Here is a 16695-nt window from a genome sequence, read left to right as displayed (position 1 = left end):
CGTTCGGGTCGCCAAACCCGGTCGCGGAGTTGGCCGCGACTGGAGCACGGTAGCGTCGTGGGGGCTGCAATGCAAGGTTTGGGGGGATGTGAATGGACGCTGGGAGTTGTAGGAAACGTCGGCTAAAACGGGTTGGTATCAAGATCTAGTTGAAGGTTGGTAGCGGCGTAAATGGGGAGACAGGAGTCGAATCAGGCACCTGAAAGCTAAAAAAACCATCGAATCAGTTATTAGATCTTCTCGAACGTATACCTAAATCCAAAGATACAATCTGCGACACCTCACTCACAGTCTTTGCTGCAAAGGTGCGCTGACTAGCGCGATGCCGGCCTGACTACCCAGGAAAAGCTGTAAGCGCACTTAGGCGTCAGTGAGCCTTTTCCGAAGAAAGCTCAAAGCATCCTTGAAAACCTGATACCAATTTTCAGAGGGCTCGCTCATGAGAGGATGCCAAAAGAATCTGAATTCATGGCCTCCATCATCTTCTGCAAAATGCACCCAAGTATCAGGAAGGTCTTGGTCAACATAACATTCATGAAATGCCCATGTGTGTCCAGTTACGATGGAACGCCTCTCCCCCAAATGTCGCCCAACTGTCGACTGAATACCTGCTTCTTCTTTCAGCTCTCGAACTGCAGCCAGGTCGGTTGACTCACCTGGCTCGACACTGCCTTTGACCAGCTGAAAGCCTGCTAATGGATGCTCGAACGCTAAAATTTCCAGCGTTTCTCGGCCTCGCAGGACTACAGGACAAGATTTTTCTGCTTCCATGCCGTCACACCTCCGATCCTTACACGTGAGTTGGGAAGCATAAGCGAAGCAAGCTGCCTGACCGATGAGCCCGCCTTCATCTTGACCTCACCCTTGACCCCACTCCGGGTTACCTTCATACCGCAGCCACCCCGCAACCCCCACTCCCCCATCTACCCGATCCTTAGGATGAACACGCCCTTCACTAACCGGCACATCTGCAAAATCAAACGGACTCATCCCCTCAATACACGCAACATTCACACCATACTGATCCGGCGCAGAACGCCGCTGGTGGAAGGTATAGATACCGCACCTCGAGCAGAAGTAATGCTTAGCTTCCCGTGTATGGAACTGATAAAGGGTCAGTGCCTCCTCCCCTTGCGTCACAGTGATATCGCCTAGATTGGCTGACACGGCCACGGCCCCGCGCATGCGGCAGAGCGAACAGTTGCACCTGCGCGCGGTACGCAGACCATCGGTCAAACGCAGTTCAAACCGTACAGTCCCGCAATGGCAGGCTGCTTGGTAAACAGGGCGATCATCCTTTTTTTCATCAGTCATAACGTTCCCCTGCCTGAGAAGGCAACCTGGATATCCACGAGAGAAAGGCCCAAATCTATGTACTTTAGCCTGACACTATGATTGCCTCCCGGGAGGTGGTGTAACTGAACCAGACTTAATGCCGCAACCAATGAGTTAGATAAAAAGTGGTATGAGACTTTATTTGCATACCACATCAATCTCACTGTTCCTGACTGCTTTTCCTTGCCCGTGACGATGCCGGCCTCGACACTGCCTTCTTCGCTTTGGCTGCCGCTGGGCTTTTCCCTCGTTTCGGTCCGGCCACCACGCAGGAACTGGCCAGCGGCGCGGCCACAGCGATTGGCCCACCAACCTTCAACTGGCCGACAGTGTTGCCGACGAGCGTTGCAGTGGGCTTATCTTTGGTAGTCATCACCATCCCCATCCGCACACCAAAGAGACGCAGCACGGCCTCCAAAGTGCTGAGCTTCGGATTCGACTTCCCGCTTTCCAGTTCGTACAGGCTTTTCGTGGACATCTTGCACATGGCCGCGAAGGTCTCTTGGTCAAGCCCGGTGACTTCGAGCCGTAGACGGCGGATGGATGCCCCAATTGGATCGAGCCCCGCCGCGTTGCGCTTGACGATATCCTCTACAAGCTGGGCGCGCTCTTCAGGCTGTAGTTTTTTCATCGCAGTCCCCACTCCACGAGTCGCTTGTCCAGGTTATTCACGGGTAGAGAGGCTGCATTGCGCATCGATTCGGGCGCATCGGTCAGCAGATCGGGCAACGCCCTGAATGCCTCAGCCGCATTCATCAACCGTTGCAGCAGGACATCGGGATCAGTGTAACCAACAAGCTCAGCGCAGTTGTCGCGCCAATTAGAAGACCCCTTGCGCTCTGCTGCCCACTTCGTCGTCCGTGTGATGCCCTCTTCATCGAGGATCATTGGCGCGAGGTCATAGATTGGCGCCAAACAAAACCTCCCACCCACACGCATGATGGAAGTGTTGCGGCCGTGGTTATCGGTGTTCCCTAGAATGCGGTTCAGCAGATCGCGCCGCACATACTCGAACACCAGGTCGTCCACCTCATCCTGCTGGCCGTTATCGATCCATAGGCCTACCAGTCGGTGAACCACTTCGGCATGCGCCATCGGATGCGCGTAGCCGGTAATACCGCAGATCGAGTACACCGACTCCAGCGGTATCCGCTCCACCACGCCATCCACTACTCGGCGATCAAATCGTGGCATCCAGAGGCTTGGCTTCACTGCCTCTTCAAGCGCCAAACCATCAGTGGGAACCGTATCAAGGCCGAGGGCAGCAACCGCCTTGTAGTAATGAAACTCTGTTCGCAGGATGTCCTGGTCGCGCTCGCCGCCTCGATTACGCGCGAACTTGATCAGCCAGTGACGGCACGCCTGGTCATCGGGGAGCATCGCATCCGCATACAGAGCACCGCCGTGGGCTTCGGTCATGACCAGCTTGGGGGCTTGCCCGTTGGCACCGGTAGCACCGCCCAACGCCGCGCCGGTTTCATAGGCGTACTCAAGAAATTCGTTCGTCCTGTCCACGACCTCAGCACGCGCGAAAGCCTCGCTCCGATCCGGCTGAAGGCCTTCCACCGATTCCTTGATGCGCAGGTGCCCAATAGGCGCCGGCGTGAAGCGCTCCAGAAGGTAAAGCCCCATTTCCACACCTTCGGGCTTAAGACGCCCATAGCGGGATTCAAGAGAGTCCTTGGCAGCACCAGAGGGAATGATGTCGTAGAGGAATGCTGGATATCCTTTGACGTCATGGTGGTCCCAGTTCAACGGAAGGTTAACGCTTAGGGCGAGTTCGCAACGATCCTCCATGCGATCAACGTTCGCGATGATGTAGTCGCCGTCGTAGGCGACAAGGCACCTTCCATCAGCAACACGCTCGGGGTTCTCAACCGTGAGTGTCGCTGCATCGCGCCATGCACCATCGGAGAAAGCCTGGATCGTGAGTCTGAGCGGCATCGGGACACCTTTAATCAGTACTTTAATGCTGATTATCATAGTGCGCATGGCAGGAATCGGCAATATTTTGCTGATTAAAAGCTTAAGCACGGATAAAACCGGCATCACACTACCGATTATGCATTCACAGCGCGCGGGAGGGCGGGCTAGAGGTCGTTGCTGCGCCTGGAAGGCAGGAAGTGTGATTCAACCTTTGGGTTATAGGACCATGTTTAATTGCGTTGGGTAGGTGGTGGATGGCACGGGCTTCGCCCGCGTTCGCGGGTAAACCCGCTCCTACAGGGGGGTGGAACGGCTACGCCTTGATGAATCCATAGGTTACCCACATCCAAGCGAAGCCAAAGGCCGTCAGCCACGTGGATATCTGTAGAGCCAACTTAAGTTTTGCAGGGAAGTTTTCTAGTTCTTCGATGTCCAGATGCCCTCGGCGCATATGTACGCCAGGCCAAATGAGTATTCCACAAAGAAACGTTATCAGCAGCCACCGAGCGCCAAAGCGCCGCGTGCCCAAAAACAGTTTCATTTGCTCCAGGCCGGGATGACTTTGGATAGCCGAGGTTGCAACAGTGAAATTTCTTGTACCCGCGATGAATGCACTGACCGCACAACCGGCCAACGCGATCACGAACGGACACGCCAGCATTATCCACTTCAGCCACACGGGCCAACTCTCGAACTCAGTCATAATGTGATTCGTAGATCAGCTCGCCCATTTGCTCACCGCCCTCCGCACCGGCGATGCTCCCAGCAAAAGCCCCTCCCCCGACCAGCGCAATGCCACATACCGGCGCCCCGAAACCCGCGGTACCAGCAGAGAACACCCCACATACAGCGAGCGCAGTGATCCCAGCAATCTTGCCACCCACGATCCCTCCCGCCAGCCCCCCAGCGAAAGCACCTGCCTCAGACAAACGAATTTTTTTGCAGGCTTCGGTTTCCCCTGCACGGCAGGCCTCTTGGACTTTCAGATAGGAAGATGTACCACCTAAGCCAATTCCGACATGCCCACCATACCGAAGGTACTTACTAAGCTTCGCCACTTTGTCCAAGTATGTGGCGTACCCAGGAATCTGCCCTGGCCCACCGGCTTTCGACCAATGATGCACAAGACTCTTGGTCGAGATATTCAAGCTTTTCTTCAGCCGCTCGTAGGCCCCTAGATTCAGATGTTTATTTAGAAAAGTCGCCTTCAGCTGACCATCTAGCTGCTCCAATAACAGCCGTCGTTCGGCGAAGAACGATGGACTATTCAGATGGCCATGGCGCAGAAATTCTTGCTGATGCAAACGCTCGATGTTGCCAAGTGTGCTGCGAAGCTGCCGGAGGCCGTGGTCCATCATGTCCTTACCCACCCCCATGGAGAGACTGGCGTCACTAAGCAGTCCGGCAATTTCAGCCTGGTACTCCATCATGAAATCTGACTCGGCAAAATCGAGTACAGCCAAGGAACGTCGCGCGCGCTCGGCGGCCGCCATTAGCTGGCCCTCCTCCTGGGTGCAGGCATAACCGTTATCCGGATCGCCGATGACGAAGATTTCCCCTGCCTTGAACCCCTGCTCGAAAGTCGGGTTAAGGCGTTGCAGGTACGAAATGGGCAAGGTCGAATCATGGCTAGCCAGCTCCAACAGAATCTGCGGGAACGACATGCTCCGGGGCACCACATAGAATCCCGGCTGCATCTGCCCAGGCAACCCGCCAACCATGGCGGGCGAAGCCCCTGCCAAAGCGCTAGAGCTCCCAGGGCCAGCGGGTGTGAGGCTAGTGCGTACGGCAACCGGCAGCCGCGGCGGGGGCATTTCCCCTAAAGGCGCCACCACCCGGTTGCTACCCTCTGGGCAACCGCAATCAACTAACGCGCCATCCATCGCGACTGGCTGGCCATCCGAGATGAAGTGCCACACCCCTTCGACGACCTTTCCTTCCAGCCCGCAAAGTGGACAAGGTGTGGTGGGATCCCCCATCCTCAGGACCATTCGTCCCTCGTCGAGGTAACCTTCCCCGGTGGCGATGCAAGTCGCACCTGTGGTGGTTACATCACCGTCTACTGCTTGGCCAAGCCCATCCAGACTGACGCGCATTTCAGAGTCCCTTGCGAACTGTAAGAGCGAAAGAACCTAACAGCTAAGAAGGGGCAAATGAGGCCTCGAGCAGCTAACGAGACGATTCCTACGAGCAACGCGGATTTAGGACTAGGCACGACCTAGCGGTTTGAGAACGGGACAACGGGAACAAAAAAGCCCGCACAAGGCGGGCTTCTATTGGTGCCAGGTAGCGATAAATCGCCATAGGCCAACTGATTCTGGTGCCGGAGACAGGAATCGAACCTGCGACCTTCGCGTTACGAGTGCGCTGCTCTACCGACTGAGCTACACCGGCGTGTAGCGCAACGTACCACTGCTCACACCCGTAACGCAAACCCCTGTTTCCGCTGGTTTATTGCCCCGCCCTCAAGCCCCCTTGCACCCTTTGGGCGCCAGGTCTTCCTCGATGTCGGTCGTGCACGCCCAGCCGCTGGCCGAACGCGTCAGGGTCAGGGCCTTGCCCAGCGCGTTGGCCGGCGCATCCACCAGGGTGCAGACAATGCTGCCGCTGCCATCTGCGGCCTTGCCGCTGGCCGTGATCGCACAATGCGCCGTCGCCGGCTGGCCACCCAGGGCGGCGACATCCGCTACATCCTTTCCATCATTCAGCCGCAGATCCATCGCCGTCTTCAGCGCGCTGATCTCCAGCAACCCGGCCGCGGCCTTGGAGCGTGCCTGGTGGTTGGTGTACATCGGTAAGGCGATGGTCGCCAGAATGCCGATGATCGCGACGACGATCATCAGTTCGATCAGGGTGATACCGCGTTGCCCTTTCATGAACGTAGTTCCTTTTTGATTCGCTTACACATTGAGGTCAGTTGCGCCCCAACCGGCAGCGGCGCAGTAGGCCTGAACAGACACCTTTTGTCACCCCTGCCCGCACGGGCGTCATCTTCGCTGAACTACTCTAGTGAGCATCACGGACGCGTGCCCTTGCATGGACGCGGCAAGCTGTTTCCAGGCTTGTCGCCGGGGCTGAACAAGGACCTTTGCATGACTTCATCTTCACTTCTCTACCGCTGGCACGGCACCGACGCCAATGGCGCGCCGGTCAGCGGCCAAACACCCGGGCGCAGCCCGGCTTATGTGCGCGCCGGGCTGATTCGCCAGGGCATCACGGTGGCGAGTTTGCGGCCGGCCAGCGGGCTGGCGTTCAGCTTGCCAAAGCGGCGCGAAAAGGCAGACCCGGCGGGGTTCAGCCGGCAGTTGGCGACGTTGCTCAAGGCCGGCGTGCCGCTGCTGCAAGCGTTCGAGGTGATGGGCCGCAGTGGTTGCGATGCGGCGCAGGCGGCGTTGCTGGAAAGATTGAAACAGGATGTGGCCTCGGGCCTGGGGTTGGCGGATGCGTTGCAGCGTCACCCGGCATGGTTCGATGCGCTGTATTGCAACCTGGTACGGGTGGGCGAGCAGTCCGGTACGCTCGACCGGCAGCTGGAGCAGCTGGCCGGCATGCTGGAACAGCGTCGGGTGCTACACAAGAAGGTGCGCAAGGCGATGATCTACCCGCTGCTGCTGCTGCTGACCGGGCTGGGGGTGTCGGCGATCTTGTTGCTGGAGGTGATTCCTAAATTCGAGAGCATGTTCTCGGGCATGGGCGCGGCGTTGCCGGCATTTACCCAATGGGTGATCAACTTGTCCACAGGGCTGAGCCGTTTTGCGCCGCTGCTGCTGGTGATGGGCTTAATGCTGGGTGTTGCCGTGCGCCAGCTTTACCGGCAGCACGCGCCAGCGCGCCTGTGGATATCTCGGCGGGTGCTGGGCTTGCCCGTGTTTGGCAAGTTGCTGGGGCAGGCCGCGCTGGCGCGGTTTGCGCGCAGCCTGGCAACGTCCTACGGCGCCGGGGTGCCGTTGCTGGATGCGCTGGGTACGGTGGCGCGGGTAACGGGTGGCGACCTGCACGAGCAGGCGGTGTTGCGGCTGCGCCAAGGCATGGCCAATGGGCAAGGGTTAAACCAGGCGATGGCCGGTGAACCGCTGTTTCCCCCCTTGCTGGTGCAGTTGACGGCCATCGGTGAATCCAGCGGCACGCTGGACCAGATGCTGGAAAAAGCCGCCAGCCATTACGAGGAACAGGTCAGCCAGGCGCTGGACCAGTTGACCAGCCTGCTGGAGCCGGCCATCGTGCTGATCCTGGGCTTGCTGGTGGGTGGCCTGGTGGTGGCGATGTACCTGCCGATCTTCCAGTTGGGTAGTTTGATCTGAACATGACTTTATGGGCTTTGCTGGCTGAACAGCCAGCGTATTTCCTCACCCTTGCCACGGTGCTCGGCCTGCTGGTGGGCAGCTTTATCAACGTGCTGGTATATCGCCTGCCGATCATGCTGGAGCGCCAATGGCAGCGTGAGGCGCAAGAGGTATTGGGGCTGCCGACCACGCAGCACCCGCGTTTCCACCTGTGCCTGCCCGCCTCCCGGTGCCCAGACTGTGCGCACCGGATTCGTGCGTGGGAGAACATTCCGGTCATCAGCTACCTGGCCTTGGGCGGGCGCTGTTCGTCCTGCAAAAACCGCATCAGCCTGCGTTACCCGGCAGTGGAAGTGGCCAGCGCGCTGCTGTCGCTGGTAGTGGCCTGGCGCTTCGGCGCTTCGGTAGAGGCGTTGCTGGCGTTGCCGCTGACCTGGTGCCTGCTGGCGCTGAGCCTGATCGATGCGGACCACCAGCTGCTGCCGGATGTGCTGGTGCTGCCGACCATGTGGCTAGGGCTGATCGTCAATGCCTTTGGCATCCATGTGCCCCTGGCCGACGCACTGTGGGGCGCAGTGGCCGGGTACCTCTGCCTGTGGACGGTGTACTGGGTGTTCAGGCTGGTCACCGGCAAGGAAGGCATGGGCTATGGCGATTTCAAGCTGATGGCGCTGATCGGGGCGTGGGGGGGGTGGCAGGTGCTGCCGTTGACGCTGCTGTTGTCGTCGGTGGTGGGGGCGCTTGTTGGCCTGTGCCTGCTGCGTTTTCGCCGGCATGCCTTGGGCACGGCTATCCCGTTTGGCCCTTATCTGGCAATTGCGGGGTGGATTGCCGTGCTCTGGGGTGATGAAATATACGCCTCATACATACAACTGCTTGGATACTGATGACCACTGCGGCCTTTACCCCCTGGATTCTCGGCCTGACCGGCGGCATTGGTAGCGGCAAAAGCGCCGCTGCCGAGCGCTTTGTCGAGCTTGGCGTGCACCTGGTCGATGCCGACCAGGCGGCGCGCTGGGTTGTCGAACCTGGTCGCCCGGCCCTGGCCAGCATCGTCGAGCGCTTCGGCCCGGGCGTGCTGCAGGGCGACGGCCAGCTCGATCGTGCCGCCCTGCGCCAGCTGATATTCGCCGACCCGGCGCAACGCAAATGGCTGGAACAACTGCTGCACCCGCTGATCGGTCAGGAGATTTTCAGCTATCTGGCCAAGGCGCAGTCGCCTTATGCGGTCTATGTGTCGCCGCTGCTGATCGAATCGGGCCAGCATCACAAGACCCAACGTGTGCTGGTGATCGATGCGCCGCAGGACCTGCAAATAGCCCGTACCCTGGCGCGGGACAACACCAGTGCCGAGCACGTGCAGGCCATTTTGCAGGCGCAGTTGGCCCGTGAGGATCGCCTGCGCCATGCCGATGATGTGGTGGTCAACGACGGCGGCCTGGCCGCGCTGCATGAGCAGATTGACCGCCTGCACCACTTTTACCTGACTTTGAAAGGAGGCCAGCCATGAGCCAGCCATTGACCGTCGATTGCCCAACTTGCGGCGCGCCTGTGGAATGGAGCGAAAAAAACGCGTTCCGACCGTTTTGTTCGGACCGTTGCAAGCTGATCGACCTGGGCGCCTGGGCAGCCGAGGAGCACAAGATTGCGGGGTCGGAAGGGTCCGAAGATGAGCTGTATTCGGGGGACCTGGAGCCGCGGCATTGAGCTGATCCAAAAATGCAACGCGGGCCCACAACCCGCGCGGTACCTGTGGGAGCGGGCAAGCCCGCGAAGCAGGCGGCGCAGTGGATGGCACGGGCTTCGCCCGTGTTCGCGGGCATGCCCGCTCCCACAGTGAGAGTGCAACCTCTGAGTACTGATTACCCCCGAAGAGGCCGGCACAGCCACCACACATTCACCGCTCATCTTCCTTCCAGGGCGCCTGCAGGTACCGCGTACGGTTGAAGGTTTCCAGCCACTCGGGGCAAAACACCACCAGCGCACTGATCACCATGCCGTTGATGAACGCCTCGGGGAACATCATCAGCCACAGGTAGCCCACAAAGTCGCTGAGCCACTCCGGCAGGGCAAAACGCCCGTCCAGCCACAACACCCCTAGCGCTGCGGGGACGCAAATCAGCACGGTCAGCGCTGCCGGGAAGAACCCCGAACAGAAGATATAAACGAACAGGTTTCGCGGCTGGGCGCGCTCGACCACTATCGCGCACACCTCGGTAATCAGCACCGGCAAACCAATCAGCAACAAGCCGTTCACCCCCAACGCCGCCAGATCTTGTCGCCCAAGCGCCAGCAAGCCAAGCTGGGCCATGAAGCCACCCAGCACCGCCAGCGGCCAGTCCAGCAACAGGGTAACCGCCGTCATGCCAATAAAGTGGTACGACACCCCGGTATCAAAGTCGCGCCGCACCAGCCACAGCGCAAACAGGCAGAACACCGTGCCAAACAGCAAATGCTGGCGGCGCCGGTCGGTAAACAGTTCAACCCAGCGAACCCGGCTCACCGCCCAGATCAACAACGGCACATAACCCAGCCAGCCAAGGGTAAGGGTGGTGCCGGATAACACCTGCGCGCTGATCACCTGAACAATACCCTTTGCGGCCATGTGGATAAAACCGAGTCTACACCCATTCTCCCATTCCTTCGGCTGCGGTAGGCTGACGCTTCCGTTCGATGCAGGAAGCATTGGTCATGCTGGAAGGAACCAACCCCGCCCTGCTACTGGCAGCGGCACTCAACGCCATCATCGGTGTAATTCACCTGGCCATCATCGCCGTGGGGCCGCGTTGGTACCGTTTGTTCGGGGCCGGTGAGCGCATGGCGGTGGCCGCCGAAAAGGGCCACTGCTACCCGGCGCTGATCACCGCCGCCATCGCCTGCGTGTTGCTGGCCTGGTCGGCCTATGCGCTGTCGGCTGCCGGGGCGATCGGGCGGCTGCCCTTGCTGCTGCCAGTCATTTGCCTGATCACCCTGGTGTACTTGCTACGCGGCCTGCTGGGGCCAGGATTGCTGGCGGGCACCGGGCGTTCGCAGCGTTTTATCGTGGTCAGTTCGCTGATCTGCCTGGGCTTTGGCGTGGTGCATCTGGTCGGGCTGGTGCAGCAGTGGCCGGTGCTGGGCTGATTTTCACGCTTAAACAGCATCTTACCGTCATCGATTAGCGGCTAAGCTTGTCTGCATGGATGACTCAGACTACCTGCGCCTGCTTACCATCCAGGCCGAACAAGCCAATGCCTTTCTCTCCAACGCCCGTAAGTGGGAGCGGGAGCGATGGGTGTGCCAGCGCCTGTTGCAGGGGCTGAACATCCCCTACCGCAGCGAGGACTTCACCCCGGCGGGGCAGGAGCCACCAGACGTGCTGTTCCGCGACGCCGCCTTCGAGGTGTTTTTCGTGCTCGACGAGGGCCGCCGGCTGAACGATGAATGGCGCGAGGAGCTGCAGCGGCGGCGCAGTGCGTTTTCCCTGGCGCAGCTGGTACGCCGCGAAGCACGCCCACGGCGCATCAGTGCCACCGAACTGCTGGGGCGCCTGGCGCCCACCTTGCGCAAGAAGGCGCACAATTACCGGGAACGCGGGCTGGAGCTGAACGAGCTGGACATCATCGCGTTCTCCAGCCTCAAGCGCGAAGTGCTCGACCTCAACACCCACTTCCCGCCGCCTACCGAATACCTGCGCCAAGGCTGGCGCTCGCTGTCGCTGGTCGGGCCAACCTTTGCCCGGGTACTGTTTGCCCACCCCGATGCGCCGGATTTCCTGCGCGGCAACCTGGGCCGCAGCATCGTCTTCGACGTAGGCATCAGTCTTTGATCCAGTGCAGCGACTGTTTGCGATGGCGTACACTCGGCGCCAGGGATAGAAAGCATTATCATTTGTTTCAAGCGCCTGCGCGAACGCTGTAGCGTTTGCGCAGTCACAAACGTCTACCTGACGAGGCCCACCATGACCAGCCGCCTGAACCCGGAAGATCAGCGTCGTGTCGATGAGTATCTGCGAGCCCCCCAGCACCAAGTCGAGCGCAGGCCCTTCCGGCCGTGGCTGCTCCTTGTGCTGGTGCTGGCCGTGACCATCGGGTTGGGTCTCATCAGCCGCCTGCTGAGTGGACTGGTGCTATGAGCTGCTTCGCGCTCGCCCTCCCCTCGCGCAGTTTGCGGCCGGCCCCCAGGGCCACGAATTCCGTAAACCTTATGAGATATTCCCATGACTCATCGCATCGTGATTGTCGGCGGCGGCGCCGGCGGCCTGGAACTGGCGACCCGCCTGGGTAAAAGCCTGGGCAAGCGCAAGCAGGCCGAAATCACCTTGGTGGACACCAACCTCACGCACATCTGGAAGCCACTGCTGCACGAAGTGGCCGCCGGCTCGCTGAACTCCTCGGAAGACGAACTGAACTACGTGGCTCAGGCCAAGTGGAACCACTTCAATTTCCAGCTGGGGCGCATGAGCGGCCTGGACCGTGAAGGCAAGCAGATTCAACTGGCTGCCACCCTCGACGAAGAGGGCCGCGAGCTGCTGCCTGCGCGCACCCTGGGCTACGACACCCTGGTGATTGCCGTGGGCTCCAACACCAACGACTTCGGCACCCTGGGCGCAGCGCAGCACTGCCTGTTCCTGGATACCCGCAAGCAGGCAGAGCGTTTCCACCAGCAACTGCTGAACCACTACCTGCGTGCCCACGCCGGCGACGTGGCCAGCGAGAAAATCAGCGTGGCCATTGTCGGCGCCGGTGCCACCGGTGTAGAGCTGGCGGCCGAGCTGCACCACGCTGCCCACGAGCTGGCGGCCTATGGCCTGGACCGCATCCAGCCCAAGGACATGCACATCACCCTTATCGAGGCGGGCCCGCGCGTTCTGCCGGCGCTGCCGGAGCGCATCAGCGTACCTGTTCACAAAACCCTGGAAAAACTCGGTGTGAAGGTGATGACCAACGCCGCAGTCAGTGAAGTGACCGAGGACGGCCTGAAAACCAAGGACGGTGAAGTGATCCAGGCCAGCCTGAAAGTGTGGGCAGCCGGTATCCGGGCGCCAGGTTTCCTCAAGGACATCGATGGCCTGGAAACCAACCGCATCAACCAGCTGGTCGTGCGCCCTACCCTGCAAACCACCCGCGACGACAACATCTTCGCCTTCGGTGACTGCGCCGCCTGCCCGCAACCCGGCAGCGACCGTAACGTGCCGCCGCGCGCACAGGCGGCGCACCAGCAGGCTTCGATGCTGGCGCAAAGCCTGAAGGCGCGCCTGGAGAACAAGGCCCTGCCGACGTACGAGTACAAGGACTATGGCTCGCTGGTGTCGCTGTCGCGCTTCTCGGCGGTGGGCAACCTGATGGGTAACCTGATGGGCAGCGTGAAGCTGGAAGGCTGGCTGGCGCGGATGTTCTATGTGTCGCTGTACCGCATGCACCAGATGGCGCTGTACGGGTTCTTCCGCACGGCGTTGATGATGCTGGGCAGCAAGATTGGCCGGGGTACCGAGCCGCGCCTGAAGCTGCACTAACAGGCGCCCGCATGCCCTGTAGGCGCGGGTTTACCTGTGAATGCGATGGTGGTTGCACTGCCGCATTCGCGGGTGAACCCGCTCCTACAAAGGGGCGGTGTGGCAAACAGGTGGGATTGCACCGATGGGCGCATTTTTCGAGGCAAAAGAAAAAGGGCATCTCATGCGAGATGCCCTTTGTTCATGGTGGGTCGTGTAGGATTCGAACCTACGACCAATTGGTTAAAAGCCAACTGCTCTACCAACTGAGCTAACGACCCAAAAATGGTCGGGGTGAGGGGATTCGAACTCCTGACATCCTGCTCCCAAAGCAGGCGCGCTACCGGACTGCGCTACACCCCGAGTGTTTCAAAAAAAAGGGCATCTCTTTGAGATGCCCTTTTCTACATGGTGGGTCGTGTAGGATTCGAACCTACGACCAATTGGTTAAAAGCCAACTGCTCTACCAACTGAGCTAACGACCCGGAAAATGGTCGGGGTGAGGGGATTCGAACTCCTGACATCCTGCTCCCAAAGCAGGCGCGCTACCGGACTGCGCTACACCCCGAGATTGGCTCCGCGACCTGGACTCGAACCAGGGACCCAATGATTAACAGTCATTTGCTCTACCGACTGAGCTATCGCGGAACTGAACTTCGGTACAACTCCGAAGACTGTGTTCGCTTCGGACTCTTTAGCTTCTTCGCTTTCGCGTTGTCGCTGCTGAGGCCGGCTATTCTACATTCTTCGTTTTGCTTGTCAACCACTTTTTTTCATTCAACTTACTGATTTGTAAGTTGTTTTGCGATCACTGATGTTGCTGGTGATTCGCTTAGTGCCTGACAACGCGGCGTATATTAGGGGCACTCTAAATTTGATGCAAGCAAAAATTTCAAAAATTTCAGGCGGTTATCCAAGATTGGCGCAAAGGCCCGAAATAGCTGGGCTGTGCCGGCATTGGCAACAGGCAAAAAAAGCCCCGCAAACGCGGGGCTCATGGTGCAACACAATCAGCCGAAGACGATTTCGTCGCCTTCCACCTTGGCGGTGATCGCCGTACCGGGCAGGAACTTGCCGGCCAGAATCAGCTGCGCCAGCGGGTTCTCGATCCAGCGCTGGATCGCCCGCTTCAGCGGCCGTGCGCCGTATACCGGGTCGTAACCCACGGCAATCAGCTTGTCCAACGCCTCTGGGCTCAGGCTCAGCGACAGTTCGCGCTCCAGCAGGCGGCTGCGCAGGCGGCCGAGTTGGATTTCGGTAATACCGGCAATCTGCTCGCGGCCCAATGGCTCGAACACCACCACTTCGTCGATGCGGTTGATGAACTCCGGACGGAAGTGCGCCCCCACCGCATCCATCACTGCCGCACGCTGTGCCTCGCGGTCACCCACCAGTTCCTGAATCTGCGCCGAGCCCAGGTTGGAGGTCATCACGATCACGGTGTTGCGGAAGTCCACGGTGCGCCCGTGGCTGTCAGTCAGGCGGCCGTCTTCCAGCACCTGCAGCAGCACGTTAAACACATCCGGGTGGGCTTTTTCCACCTCGTCCAGCAGCACCACCGAGTAAGGCTTGCGCCGCACGGCCTCGGTCAGGTAACCGCCCTCTTCATACCCTACATAGCCTGGCGGTGCACCGATCAGGCGCGCGACGGAGTGCTTCTCCATGAATTCGGACATGTCGATGCGCACCATCGCCTCTTCGGTGTCGAACAGGAACTCGGCCAGCGCCTTGCACAGTTCGGTCTTGCCCACACCGGTCGGGCCGAGGAACAGGAACGAACCACTTGGCCGGTTCGGGTCGGACAGGCCGGCACGCGAGCGGCGCACGGCGTTGGCTACGGCGGTTACCGCCTCGCTCTGGCCAATCACGCGCTGGTGCAGCAGCTCTTCCATCTTCAGCAGCTTCTCACGCTCGCCTTCGAGCATCTTGGCCACAGGAATGCCGGTCCACTTCGACACCACTTCGGCAATTTCTTCCTCGGTGACCTTGTTGCGCAGCAACTGGTTTTCGGTCTTGCCGTGCTGGTCGACCATCTGCAGGCTGCGCTCCAGGTCCGGGATCACCCCGTACTGCAGTTCGGCCATGCGGCTCAGGTCGCCTTTGCGACGGGCGGTTTCCAGCTCCTGGCGAGCTTGCTCGATCTTTTGCTGGATTTGCGCCGAACCCTGCACTTCAGCTTTCTCCGAAGCCCAGATTTCTTCCAGGTCGGAATACTCACGCTCCAGCCGCTCGATTTCTTCGGTCAGCTTCTCCAGGCGTTTTTTCGCCGCTTCGTCTTCTTCTTTCTTCAGCGCCTGCGACTCCACCTTCAGCTGGATCAGGCGGCGATCAAGGCGGTCGAGCACTTCCGGCTTGGAGTCAATCTCCATGCGGATGCGGCTGGCCGCTTCGTCGATCAGGTCAATGGCCTTGTCCGGCAGCTGGCGGTCGGTAATGTAGCGGTGGCTGAGCTTGGCCGCAGCGATGATTGCACCGTCGGTGATGGCCACCTTGTGGTGCACTTCATAGCGCTCTTTCAGGCCACGCAGGATGGCGATGGTGTCTTCCTCGCTCGGCTCCTCGACCAGCACTTTCTGGAAACGGCGCTCCAGGGCGGCGTCCTTTTCGATGAACTGGCGGTACTCGTTCAGCGTGGTGGCACCTACGCAATGCAGCTCGCCGCGGGCCAGGGCCGGCTTGAGCATGTTGCCGGCGTCCATGGCGCCCTCGCCTTTGCCGGCGCCGACCATGGTGTGCAGTTCGTCGATGAACAGGATGATCTGGCCTTCCTGCTTGGACAGTTCGTTCAGCAGGCTTTTCAAGCGCTCTTCGAACTCACCGCGGTACTTGGCACCGGCAATCAGCGCGCCCATGTCCAGCGCCAGCAGCCGCTTGCCTTTGAGGCCGTCGGGCACTTCACCATTGATGATGCGCTGGGCCAGGCCTTCGGCAATGGCGGTTTTACCCACGCCAGGCTCACCGATCAGCACCGGGTTGTTCTTGGTACGGCGTTGCAGCACCTGCACGGTACGGCGGATTTCATCGTCACGGCCAATGACAGGGTCCAGCTTGCCCTCTTCGGCACGCTTGGTCAGGTCGACGGTGTATTTGTCCAGCGCCTGGCGCGATTCCTCGGCGTTGGCGTCATTCACTGCCGCGCCGCCACGCAGGTTGTTGATGGCATTTTCCAGCGCTTTCTTGCTCACGCCTTGGCTCAGCAGCAGCTTGCCGAGCTTGCTGTTTTCGTCCATGGCGGCCAACAGCACAAGCTCGCTGGAAATGAACTGGTCGCCCTTCTGCTGTGCCAGGCGGTCTGCCTGGTTAAGCAGGCGTGCCAAGTCCTGCGACATGTTCACGTCGCCGGTAGGGTTCTGTATTTTTGGCAGTTGGTCGAGCTCTTTCACCAGCCCCTGGCGCAGGCCATTGATGTCGAAGCCTACCTGCATCAGCAGCGGTTTGATGGAGCCGCCCTGCTGTTCGAGCAGCGCCTGTAACAGGTGCACGGGCTCGATGGCAGGGTGGTCCATGCCAACGGCCAAAGACTGGGCATCGGATATTGCAAGTTGCAGCTTGCTGGTTAAACGGTCTATTCGCATGGTGTACCTTCCTTTAAAGGGCAGGTCGGAGCGATGGACAGCGCCTGTTTATAAAGAAACCTGCCTGAGATGCCTTTATAGATAAGGCTGATTCTGGAAGATT

Annotated in this window: 17 protein-coding genes and 6 tRNA genes; 8 read left to right on the top strand and 15 right to left on the bottom strand. The window is 59.8% G+C overall.

Annotation, left to right across the window (positions count from 1 at the left end):
- Positions 1-360: 360 nt before the first annotated feature.
- The 8 genes from REH59_RS03285 to REH59_RS03250 form a co-directional block, all read right to left on the bottom strand.
- Positions 361-771: an NUDIX hydrolase gene (locus tag REH59_RS03285; RefSeq protein ID WP_088513546.1), complete on the bottom strand. Its 411-nt coding sequence runs from the start codon at positions 769-771 to the stop codon at positions 361-363.
- A gap of 87 nt (positions 772-858) precedes the next feature.
- Positions 859-1314, bottom strand: coding sequence for a GFA family protein (locus REH59_RS03280; RefSeq protein WP_010951906.1), 456 nt, complete (start codon positions 1312-1314; stop codon positions 859-861).
- Between the two features lie 181 nt (positions 1315-1495).
- Positions 1496-1966, bottom strand: a complete 471-nt coding sequence (locus REH59_RS03275) for a helix-turn-helix domain-containing protein (protein WP_088513547.1) — start codon at positions 1964-1966, stop codon at positions 1496-1498.
- Positions 1963-3327, bottom strand: coding sequence for a type II toxin-antitoxin system HipA family toxin (locus REH59_RS03270; RefSeq protein WP_420715414.1), 1365 nt, complete (start codon positions 3325-3327; stop codon positions 1963-1965). Before REH59_RS03270 ends, REH59_RS03275 begins: the two co-directional genes overlap by 4 nt.
- Before the next feature lie 247 nt (positions 3328-3574).
- Positions 3575-3964: a hypothetical protein gene (locus tag REH59_RS03265; protein WP_041167277.1), complete on the bottom strand. Its 390-nt coding sequence runs from the start codon at positions 3962-3964 to the stop codon at positions 3575-3577.
- Complete coding sequence (locus REH59_RS03260) at positions 3957-5357, bottom strand: PAAR domain-containing protein (protein ID WP_265536593.1); 1401 nt, start codon at positions 5355-5357, stop codon at positions 3957-3959. The genes REH59_RS03265 and REH59_RS03260 overlap by 8 nt, the downstream gene beginning before the upstream one ends.
- A 222-nt stretch (positions 5358-5579) precedes the next feature.
- Positions 5580-5655: transfer RNA gene (locus tag REH59_RS03255), tRNA-Thr, on the bottom strand.
- A gap of 71 nt (positions 5656-5726) precedes the next feature.
- The gene (locus REH59_RS03250) at positions 5727-6137 is read right to left on the bottom strand and encodes a pilin (RefSeq protein WP_012051131.1); all 411 of its coding nucleotides are present in this window, start codon (positions 6135-6137) and stop codon (positions 5727-5729) included.
- A gap of 216 nt (positions 6138-6353) precedes the next feature.
- Here REH59_RS03250 and REH59_RS03245 point away from each other — a divergent pair, with 216 nt between their 5' ends.
- From REH59_RS03245 to yacG, 4 genes are read left to right on the top strand one after another with little or no spacing between them, the layout of a single operon-like run.
- Entirely contained in the window at positions 6354-7562 is a 1209-nt protein-coding gene (locus REH59_RS03245) for a type II secretion system F family protein (RefSeq protein WP_128573576.1), read from the top strand.
- Positions 7563-7564: 2 nt separating this feature from the next.
- Complete coding sequence (locus REH59_RS03240) at positions 7565-8431, top strand: prepilin peptidase (RefSeq protein ID WP_265536592.1); 867 nt, start codon at positions 7565-7567, stop codon at positions 8429-8431.
- Positions 8431-9054 (top strand): dephospho-CoA kinase, encoded by a 624-nt coding sequence (gene coaE / locus REH59_RS03235; RefSeq protein WP_004575721.1) that lies wholly within the window; start codon positions 8431-8433, stop codon positions 9052-9054. Before REH59_RS03240 ends, coaE begins: the two co-directional genes overlap by 1 nt.
- On the top strand, positions 9051-9251 hold the full coding sequence (yacG, locus tag REH59_RS03230; RefSeq protein ID WP_003247540.1) for a DNA gyrase inhibitor YacG: 201 nt from the start codon (positions 9051-9053) through the stop codon (positions 9249-9251). The genes coaE and yacG overlap by 4 nt, the downstream gene beginning before the upstream one ends.
- A gap of 190 nt (positions 9252-9441) precedes the next feature.
- Here the strand turns inward: yacG and REH59_RS03225 are convergent, their stop codons facing one another.
- Positions 9442-10149 (bottom strand): energy-coupling factor ABC transporter permease, encoded by a 708-nt coding sequence (locus REH59_RS03225; RefSeq protein WP_014859437.1) that lies wholly within the window; start codon positions 10147-10149, stop codon positions 9442-9444.
- An 86-nt stretch (positions 10150-10235) separates the two neighbouring features.
- Here REH59_RS03225 and REH59_RS03220 point away from each other — a divergent pair, with 86 nt between their 5' ends.
- The 4 genes from REH59_RS03220 to REH59_RS03205 all read left to right on the top strand — a co-directional run bounded on the left by REH59_RS03220 (position 10236) and on the right by REH59_RS03205 (position 13038).
- Positions 10236-10667, top strand: a complete 432-nt coding sequence (locus REH59_RS03220; RefSeq protein WP_014859438.1) for a hypothetical protein — start codon at positions 10236-10238, stop codon at positions 10665-10667.
- Positions 10668-10722: 55 nt separating this feature from the next.
- Complete coding sequence (locus REH59_RS03215) at positions 10723-11352, top strand: DUF1780 domain-containing protein (protein ID WP_003247546.1); 630 nt, start codon at positions 10723-10725, stop codon at positions 11350-11352.
- A 132-nt stretch (positions 11353-11484) separates the two neighbouring features.
- Positions 11485-11658 carry a DUF3094 domain-containing protein gene (locus tag REH59_RS03210; RefSeq protein WP_008091951.1) on the top strand — a complete coding sequence of 58 codons (174 nt, stop codon included), beginning with the start codon at positions 11485-11487 and terminating at the stop codon, positions 11656-11658.
- 84 nt (positions 11659-11742) lie between these two features.
- Positions 11743-13038, top strand: a complete 1296-nt coding sequence (locus tag REH59_RS03205; protein WP_003247549.1) for an NAD(P)/FAD-dependent oxidoreductase — start codon at positions 11743-11745, stop codon at positions 13036-13038.
- Between the two features lie 184 nt (positions 13039-13222).
- Here the strand turns inward: REH59_RS03205 and REH59_RS03200 are convergent.
- The 6 genes from REH59_RS03200 to clpB all read right to left on the bottom strand — a co-directional run bounded on the left by REH59_RS03200 (position 13223) and on the right by clpB (position 16592).
- A tRNA-Lys gene (locus tag REH59_RS03200) sits at positions 13223-13298 on the bottom strand.
- Between the two features lie 5 nt (positions 13299-13303).
- Positions 13304-13380 (bottom strand) — tRNA-Pro (locus REH59_RS03195).
- Positions 13381-13426: 46 nt separating this feature from the next.
- Positions 13427-13502 (bottom strand) — tRNA-Lys (locus tag REH59_RS03190).
- 6 nt (positions 13503-13508) lie between these two features.
- Positions 13509-13585 (bottom strand) — tRNA-Pro (locus REH59_RS03185).
- A 4-nt stretch (positions 13586-13589) separates the two neighbouring features.
- Positions 13590-13665: transfer RNA gene (locus REH59_RS03180), tRNA-Asn, on the bottom strand.
- A gap of 362 nt (positions 13666-14027) precedes the next feature.
- Positions 14028-16592, bottom strand: coding sequence for an ATP-dependent chaperone ClpB (clpB, locus tag REH59_RS03175; protein WP_012051127.1), 2565 nt, complete (start codon positions 16590-16592; stop codon positions 14028-14030).
- Between the last annotated feature and the right edge of the window lie 103 nt (positions 16593-16695).

This window comes from Pseudomonas sp. BO3-4, assembly GCF_034044115.1.
Lineage (GTDB): Bacteria > Pseudomonadota > Gammaproteobacteria > Pseudomonadales > Pseudomonadaceae > Aquipseudomonas > Aquipseudomonas alloputida.
This window is presented reverse-complemented; position numbering and strand designations above follow the sequence as displayed.

What these genes read in the sequence shown, in the direction of transcription:
- REH59_RS03225 (WP_014859437.1), bottom strand. Translation starts at nt 10,149, where the DNA reads ATGGCCGCAAAGGGTATTGTTCAGGTGATCAGCGCGCAGGTGTTATCC.
- REH59_RS03240 (WP_265536592.1), top strand. Translation starts at nt 7,565, where the DNA reads ATGACTTTATGGGCTTTGCTGGCTGAACAGCCAGCGTATTTCCTCACC.
- REH59_RS03275 (WP_088513547.1), bottom strand. Translation starts at nt 1,966, where the DNA reads ATGAAAAAACTACAGCCTGAAGAGCGCGCCCAGCTTGTAGAGGATATC.
- REH59_RS03250 (WP_012051131.1), bottom strand. Translation starts at nt 6,137, where the DNA reads ATGAAAGGGCAACGCGGTATCACCCTGATCGAACTGATGATCGTCGTC.
- yacG (WP_003247540.1), top strand. Translation starts at nt 9,051, where the DNA reads ATGAGCCAGCCATTGACCGTCGATTGCCCAACTTGCGGCGCGCCTGTG.
- REH59_RS03260 (WP_265536593.1), bottom strand. Translation starts at nt 5,357, where the DNA reads ATGCGCGTCAGTCTGGATGGGCTTGGCCAAGCAGTAGACGGTGATGTA.
- coaE (WP_004575721.1), top strand. Translation starts at nt 8,431, where the DNA reads ATGACCACTGCGGCCTTTACCCCCTGGATTCTCGGCCTGACCGGCGGC.
- REH59_RS03280 (WP_010951906.1), bottom strand. Translation starts at nt 1,314, where the DNA reads ATGACTGATGAAAAAAAGGATGATCGCCCTGTTTACCAAGCAGCCTGC.
- REH59_RS03215 (WP_003247546.1), top strand. Translation starts at nt 10,723, where the DNA reads ATGGATGACTCAGACTACCTGCGCCTGCTTACCATCCAGGCCGAACAA.
- REH59_RS03220 (WP_014859438.1), top strand. Translation starts at nt 10,236, where the DNA reads ATGCTGGAAGGAACCAACCCCGCCCTGCTACTGGCAGCGGCACTCAAC.
- REH59_RS03205 (WP_003247549.1), top strand. Translation starts at nt 11,743, where the DNA reads ATGACTCATCGCATCGTGATTGTCGGCGGCGGCGCCGGCGGCCTGGAA.
- REH59_RS03285 (WP_088513546.1), bottom strand. Translation starts at nt 771, where the DNA reads ATGGAAGCAGAAAAATCTTGTCCTGTAGTCCTGCGAGGCCGAGAAACG.
- clpB (WP_012051127.1), bottom strand. Translation starts at nt 16,592, where the DNA reads ATGCGAATAGACCGTTTAACCAGCAAGCTGCAACTTGCAATATCCGAT.
- REH59_RS03270 (WP_420715414.1), bottom strand. Translation starts at nt 3,327, where the DNA reads ATGCGCACTATGATAATCAGCATTAAAGTACTGATTAAAGGTGTCCCG.
- REH59_RS03265 (WP_041167277.1), bottom strand. Translation starts at nt 3,964, where the DNA reads ATGACTGAGTTCGAGAGTTGGCCCGTGTGGCTGAAGTGGATAATGCTG.
- REH59_RS03245 (WP_128573576.1), top strand. Translation starts at nt 6,354, where the DNA reads ATGACTTCATCTTCACTTCTCTACCGCTGGCACGGCACCGACGCCAAT.
- REH59_RS03210 (WP_008091951.1), top strand. Translation starts at nt 11,485, where the DNA reads ATGACCAGCCGCCTGAACCCGGAAGATCAGCGTCGTGTCGATGAGTAT.